Annotated in this window: 16 protein-coding genes, 1 rRNA gene and 1 riboswitch; of the genes, 13 read left to right on the top strand and 4 right to left on the bottom strand. The window is 70.8% G+C overall.

Translation table 11 applies throughout. The features are described from left to right. The 11 genes from rrf to ACH4EB_RS33965 all read left to right on the top strand — a co-directional run. Positions 1–88: ribosomal RNA gene (gene rrf, locus ACH4EB_RS34015) — 5S ribosomal RNA — on the top strand; the annotation flags it as partial. Positions 89–325: 237 nt separating this feature from the next. Continuing rightward, the gene (locus ACH4EB_RS34010) at positions 326–934 is read left to right on the top strand and encodes a CDP-alcohol phosphatidyltransferase family protein (protein ID WP_125057606.1); all 609 of its coding nucleotides are present in this window, start codon (positions 326–328) and stop codon (positions 932–934) included. Positions 935–1,050: 116 nt separating this feature from the next. Then, positions 1,051–3,546 carry a sugar phosphate nucleotidyltransferase gene (locus tag ACH4EB_RS34005; protein ID WP_398352131.1) on the top strand — a complete coding sequence of 832 codons (2,496 nt, stop codon included), beginning with the start codon at positions 1,051–1,053 and terminating at the stop codon, positions 3,544–3,546. Between the two features lie 116 nt (positions 3,547–3,662). Next, complete coding sequence (locus tag ACH4EB_RS34000) at positions 3,663–4,577, top strand: DUF881 domain-containing protein (RefSeq protein ID WP_398352129.1); 915 nt, start codon at positions 3,663–3,665, stop codon at positions 4,575–4,577. After that, the gene (locus ACH4EB_RS33995; RefSeq protein WP_003984969.1) at positions 4,574–4,906 is read left to right on the top strand and encodes a small basic family protein; all 333 of its coding nucleotides are present in this window, start codon (positions 4,574–4,576) and stop codon (positions 4,904–4,906) included. Before ACH4EB_RS34000 ends, ACH4EB_RS33995 begins: the two co-directional genes overlap by 4 nt. Before the next feature lie 5 nt (positions 4,907–4,911). Further along, a complete protein-coding gene (locus ACH4EB_RS33990; protein ID WP_398352127.1) occupies positions 4,912–5,859 on the top strand; it encodes a DUF881 domain-containing protein in 948 nt (315 codons plus the stop codon). Between the two features lie 118 nt (positions 5,860–5,977). Next, positions 5,978–6,823: an FHA domain-containing protein gene (locus ACH4EB_RS33985; protein WP_398352137.1), complete on the top strand. Its 846-nt coding sequence runs from the start codon at positions 5,978–5,980 to the stop codon at positions 6,821–6,823. Positions 6,824–6,840: 17 nt separating this feature from the next. Further along, positions 6,841–7,587 carry a MerR family transcriptional regulator gene (locus ACH4EB_RS33980; protein ID WP_398352126.1) on the top strand — a complete coding sequence of 249 codons (747 nt, stop codon included), beginning with the start codon at positions 6,841–6,843 and terminating at the stop codon, positions 7,585–7,587. 53 nt (positions 7,588–7,640) lie between these two features. Then, a complete protein-coding gene (locus ACH4EB_RS33975) occupies positions 7,641–8,114 on the top strand; it encodes a bifunctional nuclease family protein (RefSeq protein WP_003984965.1) in 474 nt (157 codons plus the stop codon). A 186-nt stretch (positions 8,115–8,300) separates the two neighbouring features. After that, entirely contained in the window at positions 8,301–8,903 is a 603-nt protein-coding gene (locus ACH4EB_RS33970; RefSeq protein ID WP_398352125.1) for a MerR family transcriptional regulator, read from the top strand. 290 nt (positions 8,904–9,193) lie between these two features. Continuing rightward, entirely contained in the window at positions 9,194–10,807 is a 1,614-nt protein-coding gene (locus tag ACH4EB_RS33965) for a DNA polymerase IV (protein WP_398352123.1), read from the top strand. Here ACH4EB_RS33965 and ACH4EB_RS33960 read toward each other — a convergent pair. Continuing rightward, on the bottom strand, positions 10,699–11,100 hold the full coding sequence (locus ACH4EB_RS33960) for a PRC-barrel domain-containing protein (protein WP_398352122.1): 402 nt from the start codon (positions 11,098–11,100) through the stop codon (positions 10,699–10,701). The genes ACH4EB_RS33965 and ACH4EB_RS33960 overlap by 109 nt on opposite strands. Before the next feature lie 114 nt (positions 11,101–11,214). Next, a riboswitch (glycine riboswitch) is annotated at positions 11,215–11,312 on the top strand. A gap of 188 nt (positions 11,313–11,500) precedes the next feature. Here ACH4EB_RS33960 and gcvP point away from each other — a divergent pair. Then, on the top strand, positions 11,501–14,386 hold the full coding sequence (gene gcvP, locus ACH4EB_RS33955) for an aminomethyl-transferring glycine dehydrogenase (protein WP_398352121.1): 2,886 nt from the start codon (positions 11,501–11,503) through the stop codon (positions 14,384–14,386). A gap of 149 nt (positions 14,387–14,535) precedes the next feature. Here the strand turns inward: gcvP and ACH4EB_RS33950 are convergent, their stop codons facing one another. Together ACH4EB_RS33950 and ACH4EB_RS33945 are read right to left on the bottom strand one after the other, a co-directional pair. Further along, positions 14,536–14,742 carry a DUF5999 family protein gene (locus ACH4EB_RS33950; protein WP_030019934.1) on the bottom strand — a complete coding sequence of 69 codons (207 nt, stop codon included), beginning with the start codon at positions 14,740–14,742 and terminating at the stop codon, positions 14,536–14,538. A 363-nt stretch (positions 14,743–15,105) separates the two neighbouring features. After that, positions 15,106–15,693, bottom strand: coding sequence for a hypothetical protein (locus tag ACH4EB_RS33945; protein ID WP_398352120.1), 588 nt, complete (start codon positions 15,691–15,693; stop codon positions 15,106–15,108). A 622-nt stretch (positions 15,694–16,315) separates the two neighbouring features. On the opposite strand from ACH4EB_RS33945, the gene ACH4EB_RS33940 reads away from it, so the two are divergent. Next, positions 16,316–17,842, top strand: a complete 1,527-nt coding sequence (locus tag ACH4EB_RS33940) for a glutamate--cysteine ligase (RefSeq protein ID WP_398352119.1) — start codon at positions 16,316–16,318, stop codon at positions 17,840–17,842. Positions 17,843–17,869: 27 nt separating this feature from the next. On the opposite strand, the gene ACH4EB_RS33935 is transcribed toward ACH4EB_RS33940, so the two are convergent. Next, positions 17,870–18,730: a bifunctional 5,10-methylenetetrahydrofolate dehydrogenase/5,10-methenyltetrahydrofolate cyclohydrolase gene (locus ACH4EB_RS33935; protein ID WP_398352118.1), complete on the bottom strand. Its 861-nt coding sequence runs from the start codon at positions 18,728–18,730 to the stop codon at positions 17,870–17,872. Between the last annotated feature and the right edge of the window lie 14 nt (positions 18,731–18,744).

Raw genomic sequence — 18,744 nt, 5'->3', positions numbered from 1 at the left:
CGGTTACATTTCGAACCCGGAAGCTAAGCCTTTCAGCGCCGATGGTACTGCAGGGGGGACCCTGTGGGAGAGTAGGACGCCGCCGAACAATTTTTGAATGTGGGAAGCCCCGCACCGTATGGTGCGGGGCTTTCTGCGTTTGCGCACCGGGGCCGGAAGTTTCTCGGCGATACCGGAAGTTTCCCGGCGAGGCCGGCAGGCAGCTCACCGGCTATTTGGGACGTTGTCCGGCGGTATCCGGACAGGGGACCCGCGGTGTGCCGGGCGGGGACGGCCAGGTAAGGTCAGGGGGCATCGTCGGTACGTTCCCACAGGAGGCCCCCGGGTGGAGGTCCAGGAGACGCGCGTCCAGACGGATCGTGTCCTCACCATCCCGAACATTCTGAGCATGGCTCGCCTCGTCGGCGTGCCGGTGTTCCTGTGGTTGATCCTCTGGAAGGAGTTCGGCGGCCCGGACACCAAGTACTGGGCCCTGCTCGTCCTGGCGCTGAGCGGCGTCAGTGACTACCTCGACGGCAAGCTGGCCCGCCGCTGGAACCAGATCAGCAGCCTCGGCCGGATCCTCGACCCGGCCGCCGACCGGCTGTACATCCTCTCCACGCTCGTCGGCCTGACCTGGCGCGGAATCCTTCCGCTGTGGGTCACCGCGGCCCTGCTGGCGCGGGAACTGATGCTGCTGATCGCGGTCGCGGCCCTCGCCCGGCACAAGTACGGGCCTCCCCAGGTGAACTTCCTGGGGAAGGCGGCTACATTCAACTTGATGTACGCGTTCCCGTTGCTGCTGCTCAGCGACGGAGAAGGCTGGCTCCACACGCTCGCTGAGATTTTCGGATGGGCGTTCGCCGGATGGGGTACAGCACTGTACTGGTGGGCAGGGATTCTCTATGTGGTCCAGGTCCGCCGGATCATCAAGGTGGACACCAAGGCCGACTGAACTCGCCGTAAGTCTTCGCGCCCGGCCCGACCGGGTGCGAAGACGGAGAACGGAAACTCTCCCGGACGGGCGAAGTCGGCTGGACCGTCGTCTGTTTCGAGGAGGACGCTTCCGACATGAAGGCCGTTGTGATGGCCGGTGGTGAAGGCACCCGCCTTCGCCCCATGACGTCGAGTATGCCCAAGCCGCTGCTGCCCGTGGCCAACAGGCCGATCATGGAGCATGTGCTGCGGCTGTTGAAGCGGCATGGGCTCAGCGAGACCGTAGTGACCGTGCAATTCCTGGCGTCGCTCGTCCGGAACTACTTCGGTGACGGTGAAGAGCTCGGTATGGAGCTCACCTACGCCAACGAGGAAAAGCCGCTGGGGACGGCCGGCAGCGTGAAGAACGCGGAGGAGGCGCTCCGCGACGACGCTTTCCTCGTGATCTCCGGAGATGCGCTCACCGACTTCGATCTCACCGACCTGATCCGCTTCCACAAGGAGAAGGGCGCGCTCGTCACCGTCTGCCTCACGAGGGTCCCCAATCCTCTGGAATTCGGCATCACGATCGTCGACGAGGAAGGCAAGGTCGAGCGTTTCCTGGAGAAGCCGACCTGGGGTCAGGTCTTCTCCGACACGGTGAACACGGGCATCTACGTCATGGAGCCCGAGGTTTTCGACTACGTGGACCCCGACGTCCCGGTGGACTGGTCGGGTGATGTCTTCCCGCAGCTCATGAAGGAGGGCAAGCCGGTCTACGGCTATATCGCCGAGGGCTACTGGGAAGACGTCGGCACCCACGAGAGCTATGTGAAGGCCCAGGCCGACGTTCTCGAAGGCAAGGTCGACGTGGACATCGACGGCTTCGAGATCTCGCCGGGCGTCTGGGTCGCCGAGGGCGCCGAGGTGCATCCGGACGCGGTGCTGCGCGGCCCCCTGTACATCGGTGACTACGCCAAGATCGAAGCCGGCGCGGAGCTGCGCGAGCACACCATCGTCGGGTCGAACGTCGTGGTCAAGACCGGCGCCTTCCTGCACAAGGCCGTGGTGCACGACAACGTGTACATCGGTCAGCAGAGCAATCTGCGCGGCTGTGTGATCGGCAAGAACACCGACATCATGCGGGCGGCGCGGATCGAGGACGGAGCCGTCATCGGCGATGAGTGCCTCGTCGGTGAGGAATCGATTGTCCAGGGCAATGTCCGGGTCTACCCGTTCAAGACCATCGAGGCCGGTGCCTTCGTCAACACGTCGGTGATCTGGGAGTCCCGCGGCCAGGCGCACCTGTTCGGCGCGCGGGGCGTCTCCGGCATCCTGAACGTCGAGATCACCCCCGAGGTCGCGGTACGGCTCGCCGGCGCGTACGCCACGACCCTGAAGAAGGGGTCCACGGTCACCATCGCCCGTGACCACTCCCGGGGCGCGCGGGCGCTCAAGCGCGCGATGATCTCCGCGCTCCAGGCCAGCGCCATCGACGTACGGGACGTGGAGAACGTGCCGCTGCCGGTCGCCCGGCAGCAGACGGCCCGGGGCAGTGCCGGCGGCATCATGGTGCGTACGACACCGGGCGTACCGGACTCCGTCGACATCATGTTCCTCGACGAGCGCGGCGCCGACCTCTCGCTGGCGGGCCAGCGCAAGCTGGACCGGGTCTACGCGCGCCAGGAGTACCGCAGGGCCTTCCCGGGCGAGATCGGCGACCTGCACTTCCCCTCCAGCGTCTACGACTCGTACACCGGGTCGCTGCTCAGGTCGCTGGACACCGAGGGCATCGGCGAGGCGGGACTGAAGGTGGTCGTCGACGCCTCCAACGGCAGCGCCGGCCTGGTGCTGCCCAGCCTCCTGGGGCGGCTCGGCGTCGACTCGCTGACCATCAACCCAGGCCTGGACGAGTCCCGGCCGACGGAGACCGCCGACGCCCGGCGCGCCGGGCTGGTGCGGCTCGGAGAGATCGTGGCTTCCGCGCGGGCCGCCTTCGGGGTGCGCTTCGACCCCGTCGGTGAGCGGCTGTCGCTGGTCGACGAGCGCGGCCGGATCATCGAGGACGACCGGGCGCTGCTGGTCATGCTCGACCTGGTGGCCGCCGAACGGCGCAGCGGCCGGGTGGCGCTGCCGGTGACGACGACCCGTATCGCCGAGCAGGTGGCCGCCTACCACGGCACCCAGGTCGAGTGGACGACCACCTCGCCCGACGACCTGACCCGGGTGGGCCGCGGGGACGACACCATCTTCGGTGGTGACGGCCGTGGCGGATTCATCATTCCGGAGTTCAGCAGCGTCTTCGACGGCGCGGCGGCGTTCGTGCGGCTGATCGGGCTGGTGGCGCGGACGCAGCTCACGCTCAGCCAGATCGACGCGCGCATCCCGCGGGCGCATGTGCTCAAGCGGGACCTGGCGACGCCGTGGGCGGTCAAGGGCCTGGTCATGCGCCATGTGGTGGAAGCCGCCGGCGACCGGTCGGTGGACACGACCGACGGCGTACGGGTGGTGGAGGCCGACGGACGCTGGGTGCTGGTGCTGCCGGACCCGGCGGAGGCCGTCACCCATCTGTGGGCGGAGGGCCCGGACGACGCCTCGGCCCAGCAACTGCTGGACGAGTGGTCGGCGGTGGTGGACAGCGCGGGCCGCTGATCCCCGGCGGGCGTGACCGCGTCCGTACCGTTCCGTGACCCCACCGGCGTGCCGCGATTCGGCACGCCGGTGGGGCCATTGGGCGACTACGGCGCCGACGTGCGACGATGTGCGGCATGTCGCAGCAGCGCCCCGATCGGAGCACCCCCCACCAGGCCGCGCGCCCGGATGCCTCGATGTCGCTGCTGACCAACGTCATGGACCATGCCCTGGACGACGGGTACGCGGAAGCGGCGGCGCGCAAGGCGGCGGCGGGGGTGCGGGGCCTCCCGCGTACCTTGCGGGCGAAGTTGGGGCTGGCGGCGGGCCTGGTGCTCGCCACGGTGGTGGTGACGGTCGGCGCCGCCCAGGCGCGGATATCGGCACCCACCCTGGCGAAGGAGCGCGAAGAGCTGATCAACCGCATCGAGCACGGCACGGCCGACGCCGACGCGGTGCAGAAGCGGGTCGACGCGCTCCGCGACGATGTGGGCGCCATGCAGCGCAAGGCGTTGGAGGAGCACGGCGGCGACCGGGCCGAGCTGCTGGCGCTGCTGGCCGGCTCGACGCAGGTGACCGGACCCGGGGTGAAACTGGTCGTCGACGATGCCAAGTCGGCGCAGTCGGGTGGCGGCGGTCCGCGTGAGAGCAGCGGGTTCTCGGACACCGGGCGGCTGCGCGACCGCGATCTGCAGCGGGTCGTCAACGGCCTCTGGGCGTCCGGGGCCGAGGCGGTCTCCGTCAACGGGCAGCGGCTCACCTCCCTCTCGGCGATCAGAGCCGCGGGAGAGGCCATACTGGTCGACAACAAGCCGCTGGTGCCGCCGTACACGGTGCTGGCGGTGGGGGACGGGCACAAGCTCGCGACCGCGTTCCAGGACAGTGCGGACGGTCAGTACTTGGACGTGCTGCGCAAGAACTACGGCATCCGTACGAAGATTTCCGCCGAGAACGAGGTCACGCTGCCGCCCGCGCCCAGTTTGATCGTACGTACAGCACAGCCGAAGGCCGGTGCCGCGGGTGGCGCCGACACAGGGAAGGGCACATCGTGATCGCCGTACTGGGCCTCATCGTGGGAGTCGTGGTCGGGCTTGTGGTCCGGCCGGTGGTGCCGACGGTGGTCGAGCCCTACCTGCCGATCGCTGTCGTGGCGGCGCTGGACGCCGTCTTCGGCGGTCTGCGCGCGATGCTGGACGGCATCTTCGACGACAAGGTCTTCGTCGTTTCGTTCCTGTCCAACGTGGTGGTCGCCGCGCTGATCGTCTTCCTCGGCGACAAGCTCGGCGTCGGCGCCCAACTGTCCACCGGTGTGGTCGTCGTACTGGGCATCCGCATCTTCTCCAACGCCGCGGCCATCCGCCGGCACGTCTTCAGGGCCTGATGCCGATGGCTACGGACGAGAACCCCGAGCGGGACGGGACGGCGCCGGGAGCGGGCCGGGCCCCGCTGGAGCCGGGCAAGGAGCCGTCCGGCGGGACGGACCGGCCGGCCGACCGGCGGCCGATGCCCCCGGAGAGCCGGTCGCAGGCCGGGCAGGCCGACGCGGAGCACGCCGCGGACGAGGCTCCGGCGGGCGCCGAACGGGGGGCGCGGCCCGGCGCGCCGGAGCCGGAGATGACCGGGCGGCAGCGTCTGGCGGCCGGTCTGTGGCCGCCGCGGCTGACCCGGGCCCAACTGATCGTCGCCCTGCTGCTGTTCATTCTCGGACTCGGCCTGGCAATTCAGGTACGTTCCACGAGTGACAACAGTGCACTACGGGGTGCGCGGCAGGAGGACCTGGTGCGCATCCTGGATGAATTGGACAACCGTTCGCAACGCCTGACGGATGAACAGCGCAGGCTGGAGGGCCAGAAGACCGAGCTGGAGAACAGCTCGGACCAGGCGGAGGAGGCCCGGAAGCAGACCGTGGAGAAGGAGCAGCAGCTCGGCGTGCTGGCGGGGACGGTGGCGGCCCAGGGGCCGGGCATCAACCTCACCATCAACGACCCGACGCACTCCGTCGAGGCGGACAAACTCCTGGACACCGTCCAGGAGTTGCGGGCGGCCGGCGCCGAGGCCATTCAGATCAACGACGTACGGATCGTGGCCGATTCGTACCTGTCGGACGTCCGTGGCGGCGTGGAGGTCGACGGCAAACGCGTCACCCAGCCGTACCGTTTCAAGGTGATCGGCAAGCCCGAGGACCTGGAACCGGCGCTGAACATCCCTGGCGGTGTGGTGCAGACTTTGGAAAAGGAGCAGGCCACTGTGTCTGTGAGCCGTGACGAGAAGATCATCGTGGACGCCTTGCGGGCGGCGAAGCGGCCTGACTACGCTCGGTCGTCATCGCGGTGAGCCGGCGACGTGGCGGAGCGCCCCGGGTCGGGCAAGAGGTAGCGGGGGGTCGGCGCACCGTACGGGTGGTGCGTGGTGGAAACTGTGTGGAGGCCACGGACGTTAACAGGATGTCCGGATCGGCCGGTGTGTGCATCGAGGGTTCGTCCTGCCCCACGGGCGGGTCTGTTTCGTTCAAGGGGAATCGCCCGTGAAGTTGTTTGCAAAGCTGTTCGGCAAGAGCGCACGCCAGGAGGGCGGCAGCGGCTCGGCGAAGCACCGTGCCCCGCGCCAGCCCGAGGAGAGCGGCGCCGGCGGAGAGCGTCCGCTCTTCCGCGACCAGGTCGGTGGCCCCGGGGCGTCGGGTGCCCATTCTGTTGACCCCTCCGTGCCCGGCCGCATAGGTTCCCAGGGACCGTCGGCCGCGAACACGGGTGGAGGGGTTCCCTTGCCGGTCTGTACGAGGTGCGGTCACCGCAACGCCGAGGCGAGCCGGTTCTGCTCCAACTGCGGAGCGCCGCTGCGCCCCGGGGCGCAGGCCGAGCGTGCCTCCGAGACGACCTCGACCATCTCCATCTCGGGGCTGGAGGCGTACGACGCGGAGACGACGGGGCAGACGCCGATCCCGTCGCTGTCCCCCGAGGCCCAGGCCGCCGTCGAGGCGCTGCCCATGGGCTCGGCCCTGCTGGTCGTGCGCCGCGGACCGAACTCGGGCAGCCGCTTCCTGCTGGACGGCGACCTGACGACGGCCGGGCGGCACCCGCAGAGCGACATCTTCCTGGACGACGTGACGGTCTCGCGCCGCCACGTGGAGTTCCGTCGCGGCCAGGACGGCGGCTTCACCGTCGCCGACGTCGGCAGCCTGAACGGCACGTACGTCAACCGTGAGCGCATCGACGCGGTGCCGCTCGCCAACGGCGACGAGGTCCAGATCGGCAAGTTCCGGCTGGTCTTCTACGCGAGCCAGCGGAGCGTCGGCTTCTGACCGGCCAAGGAAGGCATATGCACCGCACTGCGCCGGGTGGTGCCGGGTCCGCCGGCACCACCTCGGACGGCAAGCTGATGAGCATCGGTACGGTGCTCAACGCGCTGCGCGACGAGTTCCCCGAGGTCACCATCTCCAAGATCCGCTTCTTGGAGGCCGAGGGGCTCGTCGAGCCTCGGCGCACCCCGTCCGGGTACCGCAAGTTCGGCCCGGACGACGTCGCCCGGCTGGCGGCCGTCCTGCGGATGCAGCGCGACCACTATCTTCCGCTGAAAGTGATCCGCGAGCATCTCGACGCCCTCGCGCGGGGCGAACAGGTGCAGCTCCCGGCTCCCGCCGCACCCGTGGGGGAGCTGTTCGAGGGCCTGGGCGAGCCGGCCGGCGACCGGCCCACGGCCGCCCGGATCGGCCGGGCGGAGCTGCTGGCCGCGGCCGAGGTCGAGGAGGCCGAGCTCGCCGACTGGGAGGCGTACGGGCTCATCGTCCCGGACGCCGGGGGCGGGTACGACATCGAGGCCGTCACGGTCGCCAAGCTCGTCGCCGAACTGGGGCGTTTCGGTCTGGAACCCCGCCATCTGAGGGCGGTCAAGGCTGCTGCCGAACGGGAGGCCAACCTCGTCGAGCAGGTCGTGGCGCCGCTGCGCCGCCACCGCAACCCGCAGACCAGGCAGCATGCCGAGGCCACGGCCAGAGAGCTGGCCACCTTGTCCGTACGGCTGCACGCGGCACTGGTCCAGTCGGCCCTGCGGGTCCGGCTCACGTGAGCAATGGGTGGCCCGACTACCCAAACCGGCCGGGCACGTCCTAGGGTTGCTGTGTGAACGAGCTCGATGTCGTGGGTGTCCGGGTGGAAATGCCTTCCAACCAACCGATCGTGCTCCTACGGGAGGTAGGAGGCGATCGTTACCTGCCCATTTGGATCGGGCCGGGGGAGGCCACCGCCATCGCCTTCGCCCAGCAGGGGATGGCCCCTGCCAGGCCGCTGACGCACGACCTCTTCAAGGACGTGCTGGAAGCGGTGGGCCAGGAACTGACCCAGGTCCGCATCACGGACCTGCGCGAGGGGGTCTTCTATGCCGAACTGGTCTTCGCCAGCGGTGTCGAGGTCAGCGCCCGTCCGTCCGACGCCATAGCGCTGGCGCTGCGCACCGGTACGCCGATCTACGGGACCGACGGGGTCCTCGACGACGCGGGCATCGCCATCCCGGACGAGCAGGAGGACGAGGTGGAGAAGTTCCGCGAGTTCCTCGACCAGATCTCGCCCGAGGACTTCGGCACCAACAGCCAGTGAGCCGGGTGCGCGGAGGGCCGCCTTCCGCGCATTCGAGTAGCCTTTCCCCGTCCTGGGGCACGAGAAACCACTCGCAGGGTGATTATCACTCGGCGTGGCGAGCGCGGCGATCGTTGACGCACCCCGAGTGACTGCATACCGTCGATAAGGCAGGTCCCGTCCGGGACGTGGAGGACGGAGGTCGGCGTGGCAATCACCGGCGACGGTACGGCGGCAGAAGGGGCGGTGCCGCTCCACCCCGGGGCGGTTGACCGTAACCCGGCACAGGCCGCCGAGGTGCCGGGGGACCGCGGGGCGGAAACCATCGGCTACCGCGGCCCGACGGCGTGCGCGGCCGCGGGGATCACCTACCGCCAGCTCGACTACTGGGCCCGTACGGGGCTCGTCGAGCCGAGCGTACGGCCCGCCTACGGGTCGGGCACCCAGCGGCTCTACAACTTCCGGGACGTCGTCGTCCTGAAGATCGTCAAGCGGCTGCTGGACACCGGGGTGTCCTTGCAGAACATCCGCACCGCCGTCCGGCACCTGCGCTCCCGCGGGCTGTCCGACCTGGCGAGGATGACCCTGATGAGCGACGGTGCGACGGTCTACGAATGCACCTCGCCCGACGAGGTCGTCGATCTGCTCCAGGGCGGGCAGGGCGTCTTCGGCATCGCCGTGGGCGTGGTGTGGCGCGACGTGGAGGGCGCGCTGTCGCAGCTCCACGGGGAGCGCGTGGACACCGGCGAGACGCTGGTCCGGCACAACCCGCACGACGAACTGGCGCGACGGCGCAACCGGGCGGGCTGAGACCAGGCGGGGTGCGGCCAGGGGCCGCGCCCGAGGCCGTGCTGACGGCCCGGGCGTCCGACACGGGTGATGCGTGAGGGACTTCTGACGTCTCACGGGCCACTGGGCGGGTTTCTGAGGCGGCCGAGAACGGTTGGTGCGCCCATCGGCCGGAGGCGGCGGGGAACGGGGCCGTAGCGGGCGCCCAGGGGCGCGCCGCGCCGCTCCCGCGCCGCGACCCGGCGGTTGGGTGCGTCGGCCGGCGAGGTCGGTCGGCGCGATTGTCAGTGGTGTGGGGGACGATCGGTCGTGTGAGACGTGCGCCGACGATCCTGCATCTGGACATGGATGCGTTCTTCGCGGCCGCCGAGCAGGCGGCCAAGCCGAGCCTGCGCGGAAAGCCCGTGGTGGTCGGCGGGATCGGCCCGCGCGGCGTGGTCTCCACGGCGTCGTACGAGGCCCGGGTCTTCGGCGTGCGCTCCGCCATGCCCACCGCCCAGGCCCGGCGCCGCTGCCCGAACGCGGCGTACCTGACCCCGCGCTTCACCCTGTACCGCCAGGTGAGCGACCAGGTCATGGAGCTGCTGCACGCACTGTCGCCGCTGGTGGAGCCGCTCAGCCTGGACGAGGCGTTCGTGGACCTGGAGGCGGGCGGCGTCGAGCCGGACACCGCGGCGGTGCGGGAGGTGGGGGAGCGGCTGCGGCGTGACATCAGACGTACGACGGGGCTCACCGGGTCGGTGGGCCTGGCCGGCGCCAAGATGCTCGCCAAGATCGCCTCGGAGCAGGCCAAGCCGGACGGCCTCGTGGTCATCGAACCGGGCAGGGAGCGGGAGCTGCTCGGCCCGATGACCGTGCGTACGCTGCCCGGCGTCGGCCCGGCCACGGCGGAGACGCTGCGCCGGGCGGGCATCCACACGGTCGCCGAGACGGCGGAGGCGGGCGAGGCTGAGCTCGTACGGCTGCTGGGCAGGGCGCACGGTGCCGGGCTGTACGCGATGGCACTGGGGCGCGACGAGCGGCCGGTGGTGGCCGAGCGGGACGCGAAGTCCATATCGGTCGAGGACACCTTCGAGGTGGATCTGACGGACCGGACGCGGGTGCGGGCGGAGGTGACGCGGCTGGCGGACCGGTGCGTGCAGCGGCTGCGGGCGGCCGGGCGGTCCGGGCGGACCGTCGTGATCAAGGTGCGCAACTACGACTTCTCGACGCTGACCAGGTCGGAGACGCTGCGCGGGCCCACGGACGACCCGGGGGTGGTGCGGGAGGCCGCGGCCCGGCTGCTGGATCTGGTGGACACGACGGGTGGCGTACGGCTGCTGGGCGTGGGCGTGACCGGCCTCGCGGACTTCACGCAGGAGGACCTGTTCGCCCAGGTGGCGACGGAGAAGGCCGCCGAGGAGGAGGCCGAGCGGGAGCGCCGGGCGGCCGACGAGGCCGCGCGGATGGCCGTCGACGAACCCGAGCGGCCCCGGCGGTGGCTCCCGGGGCTCGACGTCGTCCATGACGAGTTCGGGGCCGGGTGGGTGCAGGGCAGCGGGGTGGGCCGGGTGACCGTACGGTTCGAGCAGCCGTGGACCGGGCCCGGGCGGGTGCGCACCTTCCGGGTCGACGACCCCGCATTGCGGCCCGGCGAGCCGCTGCCGCTGGTGGGCGGCCCGCCGGACGGGTGGCGGGGCGAGCCGTCCGGTGCGCCGGACGAGCCGGCCGACGGGGCCGGCGACCCCTCCGGTGGCCTCGCCGGGGCCGGTTCCGAGAGACCCGCCGGCACCGCCTCCCACGGGCCGGGCGGCCCCGGCGCCGCGCCCTCCGCCGCTCAGTCCTCGGCGCCGGCCACCCGGCCGAACTCCGTGTCGGCCGGTGCGGCGTCCGACCCGGGCACTGGATCGGGCACCGCATCGGGGGCCGGGATGTCCAGCCGGTAGTGGTGGTAGAGCTGGAGTTCCTGCTCCGGCGAGAGGTGGCGGCCCACCCCGAAGTCCGGCGCGTCCTTGATCAGCTTGCGGTCGTAGGGGACGTGCAGCGCCTCGTCGACCAGGTCGCTGGGCTCCAGGGGCACGAACGCGTCCCGGCTGAAGATCCCGGTGCGTACGGCCGCCCATTCCGGTTCGCCGGTCGCGTCGTCCAGGTACACCTCGTCGACGGTGCCGATCTTGGTTCCGTTCTTGTCGAACGCCTTGCGGCCGATCAAGCTGCGGGGATCGATATCGGTCTGCACGGTCCCTCCAAGTGGTCGCAACTGCCTTGTGACAACTACCAAACGGCACAATTCATGCCCCGGCCACTCGAAGGAACGTCCGTTCGCCGCGCTGGTAGGCTGGCGAACGGCTGCAGACCCCATGCGGGAGAGTCCTTCGTCGATCATGGCGGAGGCGCCGAAGGAGCAACTCCTCCCCGGAATCTCTCAGGCTCACGTACCGCATGGACGAGGTCACTCTGGAAAGCAGGGCGGGCCACGGACGGGCACAGCGCCGGAACCCCTCCTCACCGACGGTGAAAGCCGGTACCGCGTGCGGGACCGGTGAAGCTCTCAGGTTGAGATGACAGAGGGGGAGGCCGTCCGGGCACCAGCGCCGTGGTGCCCCGCGTAGGTCGAAACGACCAGGAGGCCCCCGCAGATGACCACCAACCGCATCTCCCTGACCGAGCTGGAACGAGGCACGCCGTTCGAGCAGCGGCACATCGGCCCCGGTCCGGAGGCCCAGGCCAAGATGCTCGCGCAGGTCGGGTTCGGATCGCTGGACGAACTCACCGCGGCCGCCGTACCGGACGTGATCAAGAGCGCGGAGGCGCTGGGCCTGCCCCAGGGTCGTTCCGAGGCCGAGGTGCTGGCCGAGCTGCGGGCGCTCGCGGACCGTAACCAGGTGCTCGCTCCGATGATCGGGCTCGGCTACCACGGCACGTTCACCCCGCCGGTGATCCTGCGCAACGTGATGGAGAATCCCGCCTGGTACACGGCGTACACCCCGTACCAGCCGGAGATCTCGCAGGGCCGCCTGGAGGCGCTGCTCAATTTCCAGACCATGGTCGCCGACCTGACCGGACTGCCGACCTCCGGCGCCTCGCTGCTGGACGAGGGCACGGCCGCCGCCGAGGCGATGGCCCTCTCGCGGCGCGTGGGCAAGGTCAAGCAGGGCGTCTTCCTGGTCGACGCCGACTGTCTGCCGCAGACCATCGCCGTCATCGAGACCCGCGCCGAGCCGACGGGCGTGGAGGTCGTGGTGGCGGACCTGTCCGCGGGCATCCCGGCGGAGGTGGCCGAGCGCGGCGTCTTCGGTGTGCTGCTCCAGTACCCGGGCGCTTCCGGCGCCGTACGGGACCCGCGTGCCGTCATCGGACAGGCACACGAGCTGGGCGCGATCGTCACCGTCGCCGCCGACCTGCTGGCGTTGACGCTGCTGACCTCGCCGGGTGAGCTGGGCGCCGACATCGCCGTCGGCACCACGCAGCGGTTCGGTGTCCCGATGGGCTTCGGCGGCCCGCACGCCGGATTCATGGCCGTACGCGAGAAGTTCGCCCGCAGCCTGCCCGGCCGCCTGGTCGGCGTCTCGGTGGACGCCGACGGCAACCAGGCGTACCGGCTCGCCCTCCAGACGCGTGAGCAGCACATCCGCCGGGAGAAGGCCACCAGCAACATCTGCACCGCACAGGTGCTGCTCGCGGTGATGGCGGGGATGTACGCCGTCTACCACGGCCCGGACGGCCTCGCGGCCATCGCCCGCCGTACCCACCGCTACGCCTCCGTCCTGGCGGAGGGCCTTCGTGCGGGCGGCGTCGAGGTCGTGCACGGCGGGTACTTCGACACGCTGACCGTACGGGTGCCGGGCCGGGCCGCCGAGGCCGTCGCCGCGGCCCGCGAGGCCGGGGTCAACCTGCGGCTCGTGGACGCCGACCTGGTGGGCGTCGCCTGCGACGAGACCACCGGGCGCGCGCAGGTGCACGCGGTGTGGCGCGCCTTCGGCGTGCAGGCCGACATCGAGCGGCTGGACGCGGCCGTGGCCGACGCGCTGCCCCAGGAGCTGCTGCGCCGTGACACGTACCTGACGCACCCGGTCTTCCACCAGTACCGCTCCGAGACCGCCATGCTGCGCTACCTGCGCCGCCTGTCGGACAAGGACTACGCGCTGGACCGCGGCATGATCCCGCTCGGCTCGTGCACCATGAAGCTGAACGCGACGGCCGAGATGGAGCCGGTCACCTGGCCCGAGTTCGGCCAGCTCCACCCGTTCGCGCCGGTCGAGCAGGCGCAGGGCTACCTCACGCTCATCGCAGAGCTGGAGGAGCGGCTGGCCACGGTCACCGGCTACGACAAGGTCTCCATCCAGCCGAACGCCGGCTCACAGGGCGAACTGGCCGGTCTGCTGGCCGTACGGGCGTACCACCGCGCCAACGGCGACGAGCAGCGCACGGTCTGCCTGATCCCGTCCTCCGCGCACGGCACCAACGCCGCCAGCGCCGTGATGGCCGGCATGAAGGTCGTCGTCGTCAAGACCGGCGAGGACGGCGAGGTGGACGCCGACGACCTGCACGCCAAGATAGAGCAGTACCGTGACGAGCTCGCGGTGCTGATGGTGACCTACCCGTCCACGCACGGCGTGTTCGAGGAACACATCACGCAGATCTGCGCGGCGGTGCACGACGCCGGCGGCCAGGTGTACGTGGACGGCGCCAACCTCAACGCGCTGGTCGGGCTCGCCGAGCCGGGCTCGTTCGGCGGCGACGTCTCGCACCTGAACCTGCACAAGACCTTCTGCATCCCGCACGGCGGCGGCGGCCCCGGCGTCGGCCCGGTCGGCGTCCGCGCCCACCTGGCGCCGTACCTGCCCAACCACCCGCTCCAGCCCACCGCCGGCCCGGAGACGGGCGTGGGCCCCGTCTCCGCCGCGCCGTGGGGCTCCGCGGGCATCCTCCCCATCTCCTGGGCGTACGTCCGGCTGATGGGCGGCGCGGGCCTCACGCGCGCCACCCAGGTCGCGGTGCTCGGCGCCAACTACATCGCCAAGCGCCTGGAGCCGCACTACCCCGTGCTCTACACCGGCCCCGGCGGTCTGGTCGCGCACGAGTGCATCATCGACGTACGGCCGCTGACCAAGGCGACCGGCGTGAGCATCGACGACGTCGCCAAGCGGCTGATCGACTACGGCTTCCACGCGCCGACGATGTCCTTCCCGGTGGCCGGCACGCTGATGATCGAGCCGACCGAGAGCGAGGACCTGCACGAGCTGGACCGCTTCTGCGACGCGATGATCGCGATCCGTGCGGAGATCGACAAGGTCGGCTCGGGGGAGTGGGACAAGGACGACAACCCGCTGCGCAACGCCCCGCACACCGCGGCGGCGCTCAGCGGTGAGTGGCCGCACCCGTACACCCGTGAGGAGGCGGTCTTCCCGGCCGGTGTCGAGCCGTCGGAGAAGTACTGGCCGCCGGTGCGCCGAATCGACGGTGCGTTCGGCGACCGCAACCTTGTGTGCTCCTGCCCGCCGTTGGAGGAGTACGACGGCTGATCCGCCGTCGGCGTGCACCGTTCGCGGTCGCGCGGCAACGCGAAGGGCCCTCGGCGTCGACGCCGGGGGCCCTGTTGGCCGTTGTGCTGTGGTGTCGCTCGGCCTGTGCCGTGCTGTGCGGTCGTGCGTGGTGCCGTGCGCTGACGCGGTCAGGCAGCGGTGGCCACGTGCGGCGTGCCCAGAACCCGGTGCGGCGCGATGACCTGGCCGTCCGGCAGCAGTTCACCGGTGTCCTCGAACAGGAGGACACCGTTGCACAGCAGGCTCCAGCCCTGCTCCGGGTGGTGCGCCACCAGGTGGGCGGCCTCCCGGTCGGCGGAGTCTGCGGTCGGGCACGGCGGTTGATGCTGGCACATGGATGACGTCTTTCGCTGCGATGTGGTCTGATTCGTCCTGCGGCTCGATGAGATGGTCATGGCCGCTCCCCCGTTTCAGTAGGTCGATACCAGTGTTGCCCCACGGGCCGGATTCCGCAGGGATTTGGCTGCAGCGGCACTCACTAGATAATGACGCATCACCCGTGCGGTCGGTTCATTTCAAGTCCGTCCTCTCCACGGGGCGTTGGGGGCGGGCGGACGCGTACTCCGCGCGGGTGAGCGCAGCGGAGCGCCCCGCGGCCGTGAAAGGCGCGGGGCGCGTTCCTGTGGGGCGGTGTGCTCCTGTGCGCGGTTGCGTCGTACGACCTCGGCCGATCGCCGCGGAGAACCCCCTGCCGGGTCTCAGGCCGGCGACCCCAGGAGGGGCACCGGCGCGAGGCGCAGACTCAGCCGGGGCAGCAGGTCCGCCACCCGGTGCGCACGGTGGGCGGCGATGCCCGGCGGGGCCGGCGCCAGCGGGACCAGGACGTCACCCGGGGCGGGTACCCCCTCGGCGCCGTCTGCGGCGACATCGTGGTGCAGCCACAGGGTGAGCATGTACAGCTCCGGCACGGACAGCAGGCGCGGCTGGTACGGGGTCGGTACGGACTCCGCCTGACGCAGTGCCCGTTCGGTCGACGTGACGTAGGGGCCCTCGCAGAAATGCGAGAAGGTCCAGCCGTCGGCCGTGAGCATGGCTTCGGCGGTCGCCACCGACCGCTCGCCGCTGCGGATCAGGAAGCGCCAGCCGGTCAGCCGGGTACGGGGCGGCCCGGCGGGGTGGCTGACATCGTCCAACACGTGCACGGGAAGAGGGAGTTCGGGGTGCAGCGGACCCTGATGGGCACGGAGGGCGGGAGTGCGGGCCTCGCGCACGGCGGTGGGGGAACCGAGGGCGGCGAGGACACTGCGGAGGGCAGGCGCGGGGGCAGGGGGAACATGCAGCGGCATGGTGGGTCGCCTCTCACTTGGGAGACACGGTGGTGCTGGGCATGGTGCGGACGACGTCGTCAGCGTGCGGGGTCAGAGCGCCAGTACTCGGCCGACCGGGGATGTCGGCCCGGCGGGGTCAGCCGCTGTGCCGCAGCCCCGGTGGAACACCGCAACGCTGGGCGCCAACTCTCTGCCTCGTCAGCGAAGTTTATACGACGTGTGTTCACCAAGTGTTTCGGCTAGCCGTTCCATGGATTGCCGACAAGGCGATATCCGGACCCGTCCGAGCGGTGTTTTCTGCGCCTTTGTGCGGCGCGTGGTGCGACGGCCTGCTATTCCGCCGTGAACACGGTAGGCCGGATCCGGACGGTCTTTTCGCCGATCTCGACAGCGTTTACCGCGACGCAATGAGCCGGCCTCCGGACCCGACGGTATGCCCTCGGAATGTGCCAGCCCCTGCGTCTCCCGGAGTCTACCGGTTCCGGCGCACGTCCGAGGCGTTGTCGATCGGATTGCCGGGCATCATCGACCGTAGCGCGTTCGCCGGGGCGCCGCCGGGGAGCCCGGTGGCCCCGGGCGCTGCCGGAAGGCCCGGGCGGCCCGCCGGGCCGGGCCCGTCGTCACGAGGAGGGACGCTTCGATGGGGGAGAAGGTTGCGGCGGGCGGTAACGGCCTCACGGACCGGCAACGCTATCGGAGAAAGCTGCACGAGTGCCTGACGGGATTGCAGAGGCTCCTGGACGACAAGCGGTTCGACCGCCCCAAGAATCTGATGGGGCTGGAGATCGAATTGAATCTCGCCGGGCCGGACGGCATGCCGCGCATGATGAACTCACAGGTTCTGGAGCGCATCGCGAGCCGCGATTTCCAGACCGAACTGGCCCAGTGCAACCTGGAAGTCAATATCCTTCCGCACCGGCTCTCCGGGCGCGTCCTCGACCAGCTCGCCGAAGAACTGCGCACGGGCCTGGCCTACGCCGACCGCAAGGCCGCCGAAGTGGCCGCCCGTATTGTGATGATCGGCATTCTGCCGACGCTGGCCGCCGAGGACCTGGTCGCCTCCAACCTCTCGGAGATCGACCGCTATGTCCTGCTCAACGACCAGATGAGGGCCGCGCGCGGCGAGGACTTCCGGATCGAGCTGGAGGGCGTCGAACGGCTGGAGTCCTCCTCGGCCTCCATCGCGCCCGAGGCCGCGTGCACCTCGGTGCAACTGCACCTCCAGGTCACCCCGAACCGCTTCCCCGCCGTCTGGAACGCGGCCCAGGCCGTCGCCGCCGTCCAGATCGCGGTCGGCGCCAACTCGCCGTTCGTCTTCGGCCGCGAACTGTGGCGCGAGTCCCGCCCTCCGGTGTTCCAGCAGGCCACCGACGTACGGCCGCCGGAGCTGCGGGCCCAGGGGGTGCGACCGCGCACCTGGTTCGGGGAGCGCTGGATCGACGCCCCGTACGAGCTGTTCGAGGAAAATCTGCGCTTCTTCCCGCCGCTGCTGCCCATCCACTCGGACGAGGAGCCCCTCGCCGTCCTGGACGAGGGCGGCATCCCGAGCCTGGCGGAGCTGGTGTTGCACAACGGCACCGTCTACCGCTGGAACCGCCCGGTGTACGGCGTCGCCGACGGCGTCCCGCACCTCAGGGTCGAGAACCGCGTGCTGCCCGCGGGCCCCACCGTCACCGACGTCATCGCCAACACGGCCTTCTACTACGGCCTGGTGCGGACGCTGGCCGAGGAGCCGCGACCGGTGTGGACCCGGATGCCGTTCGCCGCGGCGGCCGAGAACTTCGACACCGCGTGCCGCCGCGGCATCGACGCCGTACTGAAGTGGCCCCGCCCCGGCCGCTCCGGCGGCCTCGGCGAGATCTCCGCCGTACGCCTGGTGCGCCAGGAACTGCTGCCCATGGCCGCGGCCGGGCTGGACGCCTGGGGCGTCGAACCGGTCGACCGCGACCACTACCTCGGCGTGATCGAAGCACGCTGCCGGCGCCACGTGAACGGGGCGTCCTGGCAGGCCGCCGCCTACCACCACGCGCTCGGCCGCGGCCTGGACCGGGGCGCCGCGCTGGCGGCGATGACCCAGCGGTACAGCGAGCTGATGCACATGGGGGAGCCGGTGCACGCCTGGCCCGTCGAGTGGACCGCCGCCCCGGTGGCGGCGGGGCGGGGGTGAAGGCTCGCGAGCGGTGGGGCGGGAGCGTCAGCCGGCCGCGAGCTGACGCTCCGCCGCCTCGACCGTCTGGGCCAGGAGAACGGCGATGGTCATCGGACCGACACCACCCGGCACCGGAGTGATCAGACTCGCTCGTTCCCGGGCGCTCTCGAAATCCACGTCGCCGACATTGCCGGGGTTGTAACCGGCGTCGATCACCACGGCGCCGGGCTTGATGGCCGCCCCCTCGATGAAGCGTGGTCGGCCGACCGCCGCGATCAGTACATCGGCCTCCCGCACGAGGCCGGAGAGGCCGGTGGTACGCGAGTGACAGTACGTCACCGTCGCGTCCCGGCCGAGCAGCAACATCCCGGCCGGCTTGCCCAGGATCGCGCTGCGCCCCACGACGACCGCGTGCTTCCCGGAGAGCCCGACGCCGTACGCGTCCAGCAGGCGCATGATGCCGCCGGGCGTGCAGGAGACGAAACCGGGCAGTCCGAAAGCCATCGCCGCGAAGGAGTGCGTGGTGACGCCGTCGACGTCCTTCTCCGGGGCGATCGCCTCGAAGGCGGCACGCTCGTCGATGTGCGGCCCTACAGGGTGCTGGAGCAGGATGCCGTGCACGTCGGGGTCCTCGGACAGCGCGGTGATCGTCTCGACCAGGCCGCCGGTGCTGACCGAGGCGGGCAGCGCCACGTGCCGTGACCGTATCCCCGCCTGCTCGCACCGGGCGCGCTTCATCCGTACGTAGGTCACCGAAGCCGGATCGTCCCCGACCAGCACGGTCGCCAGGCAGGGCGCCGTCCCGGTGCGCTGCCGGAGGCGGTCGGCCGCCGCGGCTCCGGTCCCGATGATCCGGCGGGCGAGATGGGTGCCCTCCATCAGGCGGGCCGGCTGCGTCTGCGTCATGGGTCACTCCTGAG

The organism is Streptomyces sp. NPDC018045, assembly GCF_044327445.1.
Classification (GTDB): domain Bacteria; phylum Actinomycetota; class Actinomycetes; order Streptomycetales; family Streptomycetaceae; genus Streptomyces.
Note: the sequence above shows the minus strand (reverse complement) of the source record. Positions and strands in the feature narration are given on the sequence as shown.

Coding starts and splice junctions, on each gene's coding strand:
- ACH4EB_RS34005 (WP_398352131.1), top strand. CDS start 1,051: ATGAAGGCCGTTGTGATGGCCGGTGGTGAAGGCACCCGCCTTCGCCCC.
- ACH4EB_RS34000 (WP_398352129.1), top strand. CDS start 3,663: ATGTCGCAGCAGCGCCCCGATCGGAGCACCCCCCACCAGGCCGCGCGC.
- ACH4EB_RS33990 (WP_398352127.1), top strand. CDS start 4,912: ATGGCTACGGACGAGAACCCCGAGCGGGACGGGACGGCGCCGGGAGCG.
- ACH4EB_RS33980 (WP_398352126.1), top strand. CDS start 6,841: ATGCACCGCACTGCGCCGGGTGGTGCCGGGTCCGCCGGCACCACCTCG.
- gcvP (WP_398352121.1), top strand. CDS start 11,501: ATGACCACCAACCGCATCTCCCTGACCGAGCTGGAACGAGGCACGCCG.
- ACH4EB_RS33950 (WP_030019934.1), bottom strand. CDS start 14,742: ATGTGCCAGCATCAACCGCCGTGCCCGACCGCAGACTCCGCCGACCGG.
- ACH4EB_RS33945 (WP_398352120.1), bottom strand. CDS start 15,693: ATGCCGCTGCATGTTCCCCCTGCCCCCGCGCCTGCCCTCCGCAGTGTC.
- ACH4EB_RS33940 (WP_398352119.1), top strand. CDS start 16,316: ATGGGGGAGAAGGTTGCGGCGGGCGGTAACGGCCTCACGGACCGGCAA.
- ACH4EB_RS33935 (WP_398352118.1), bottom strand. CDS start 18,730: ATGACGCAGACGCAGCCGGCCCGCCTGATGGAGGGCACCCATCTCGCC.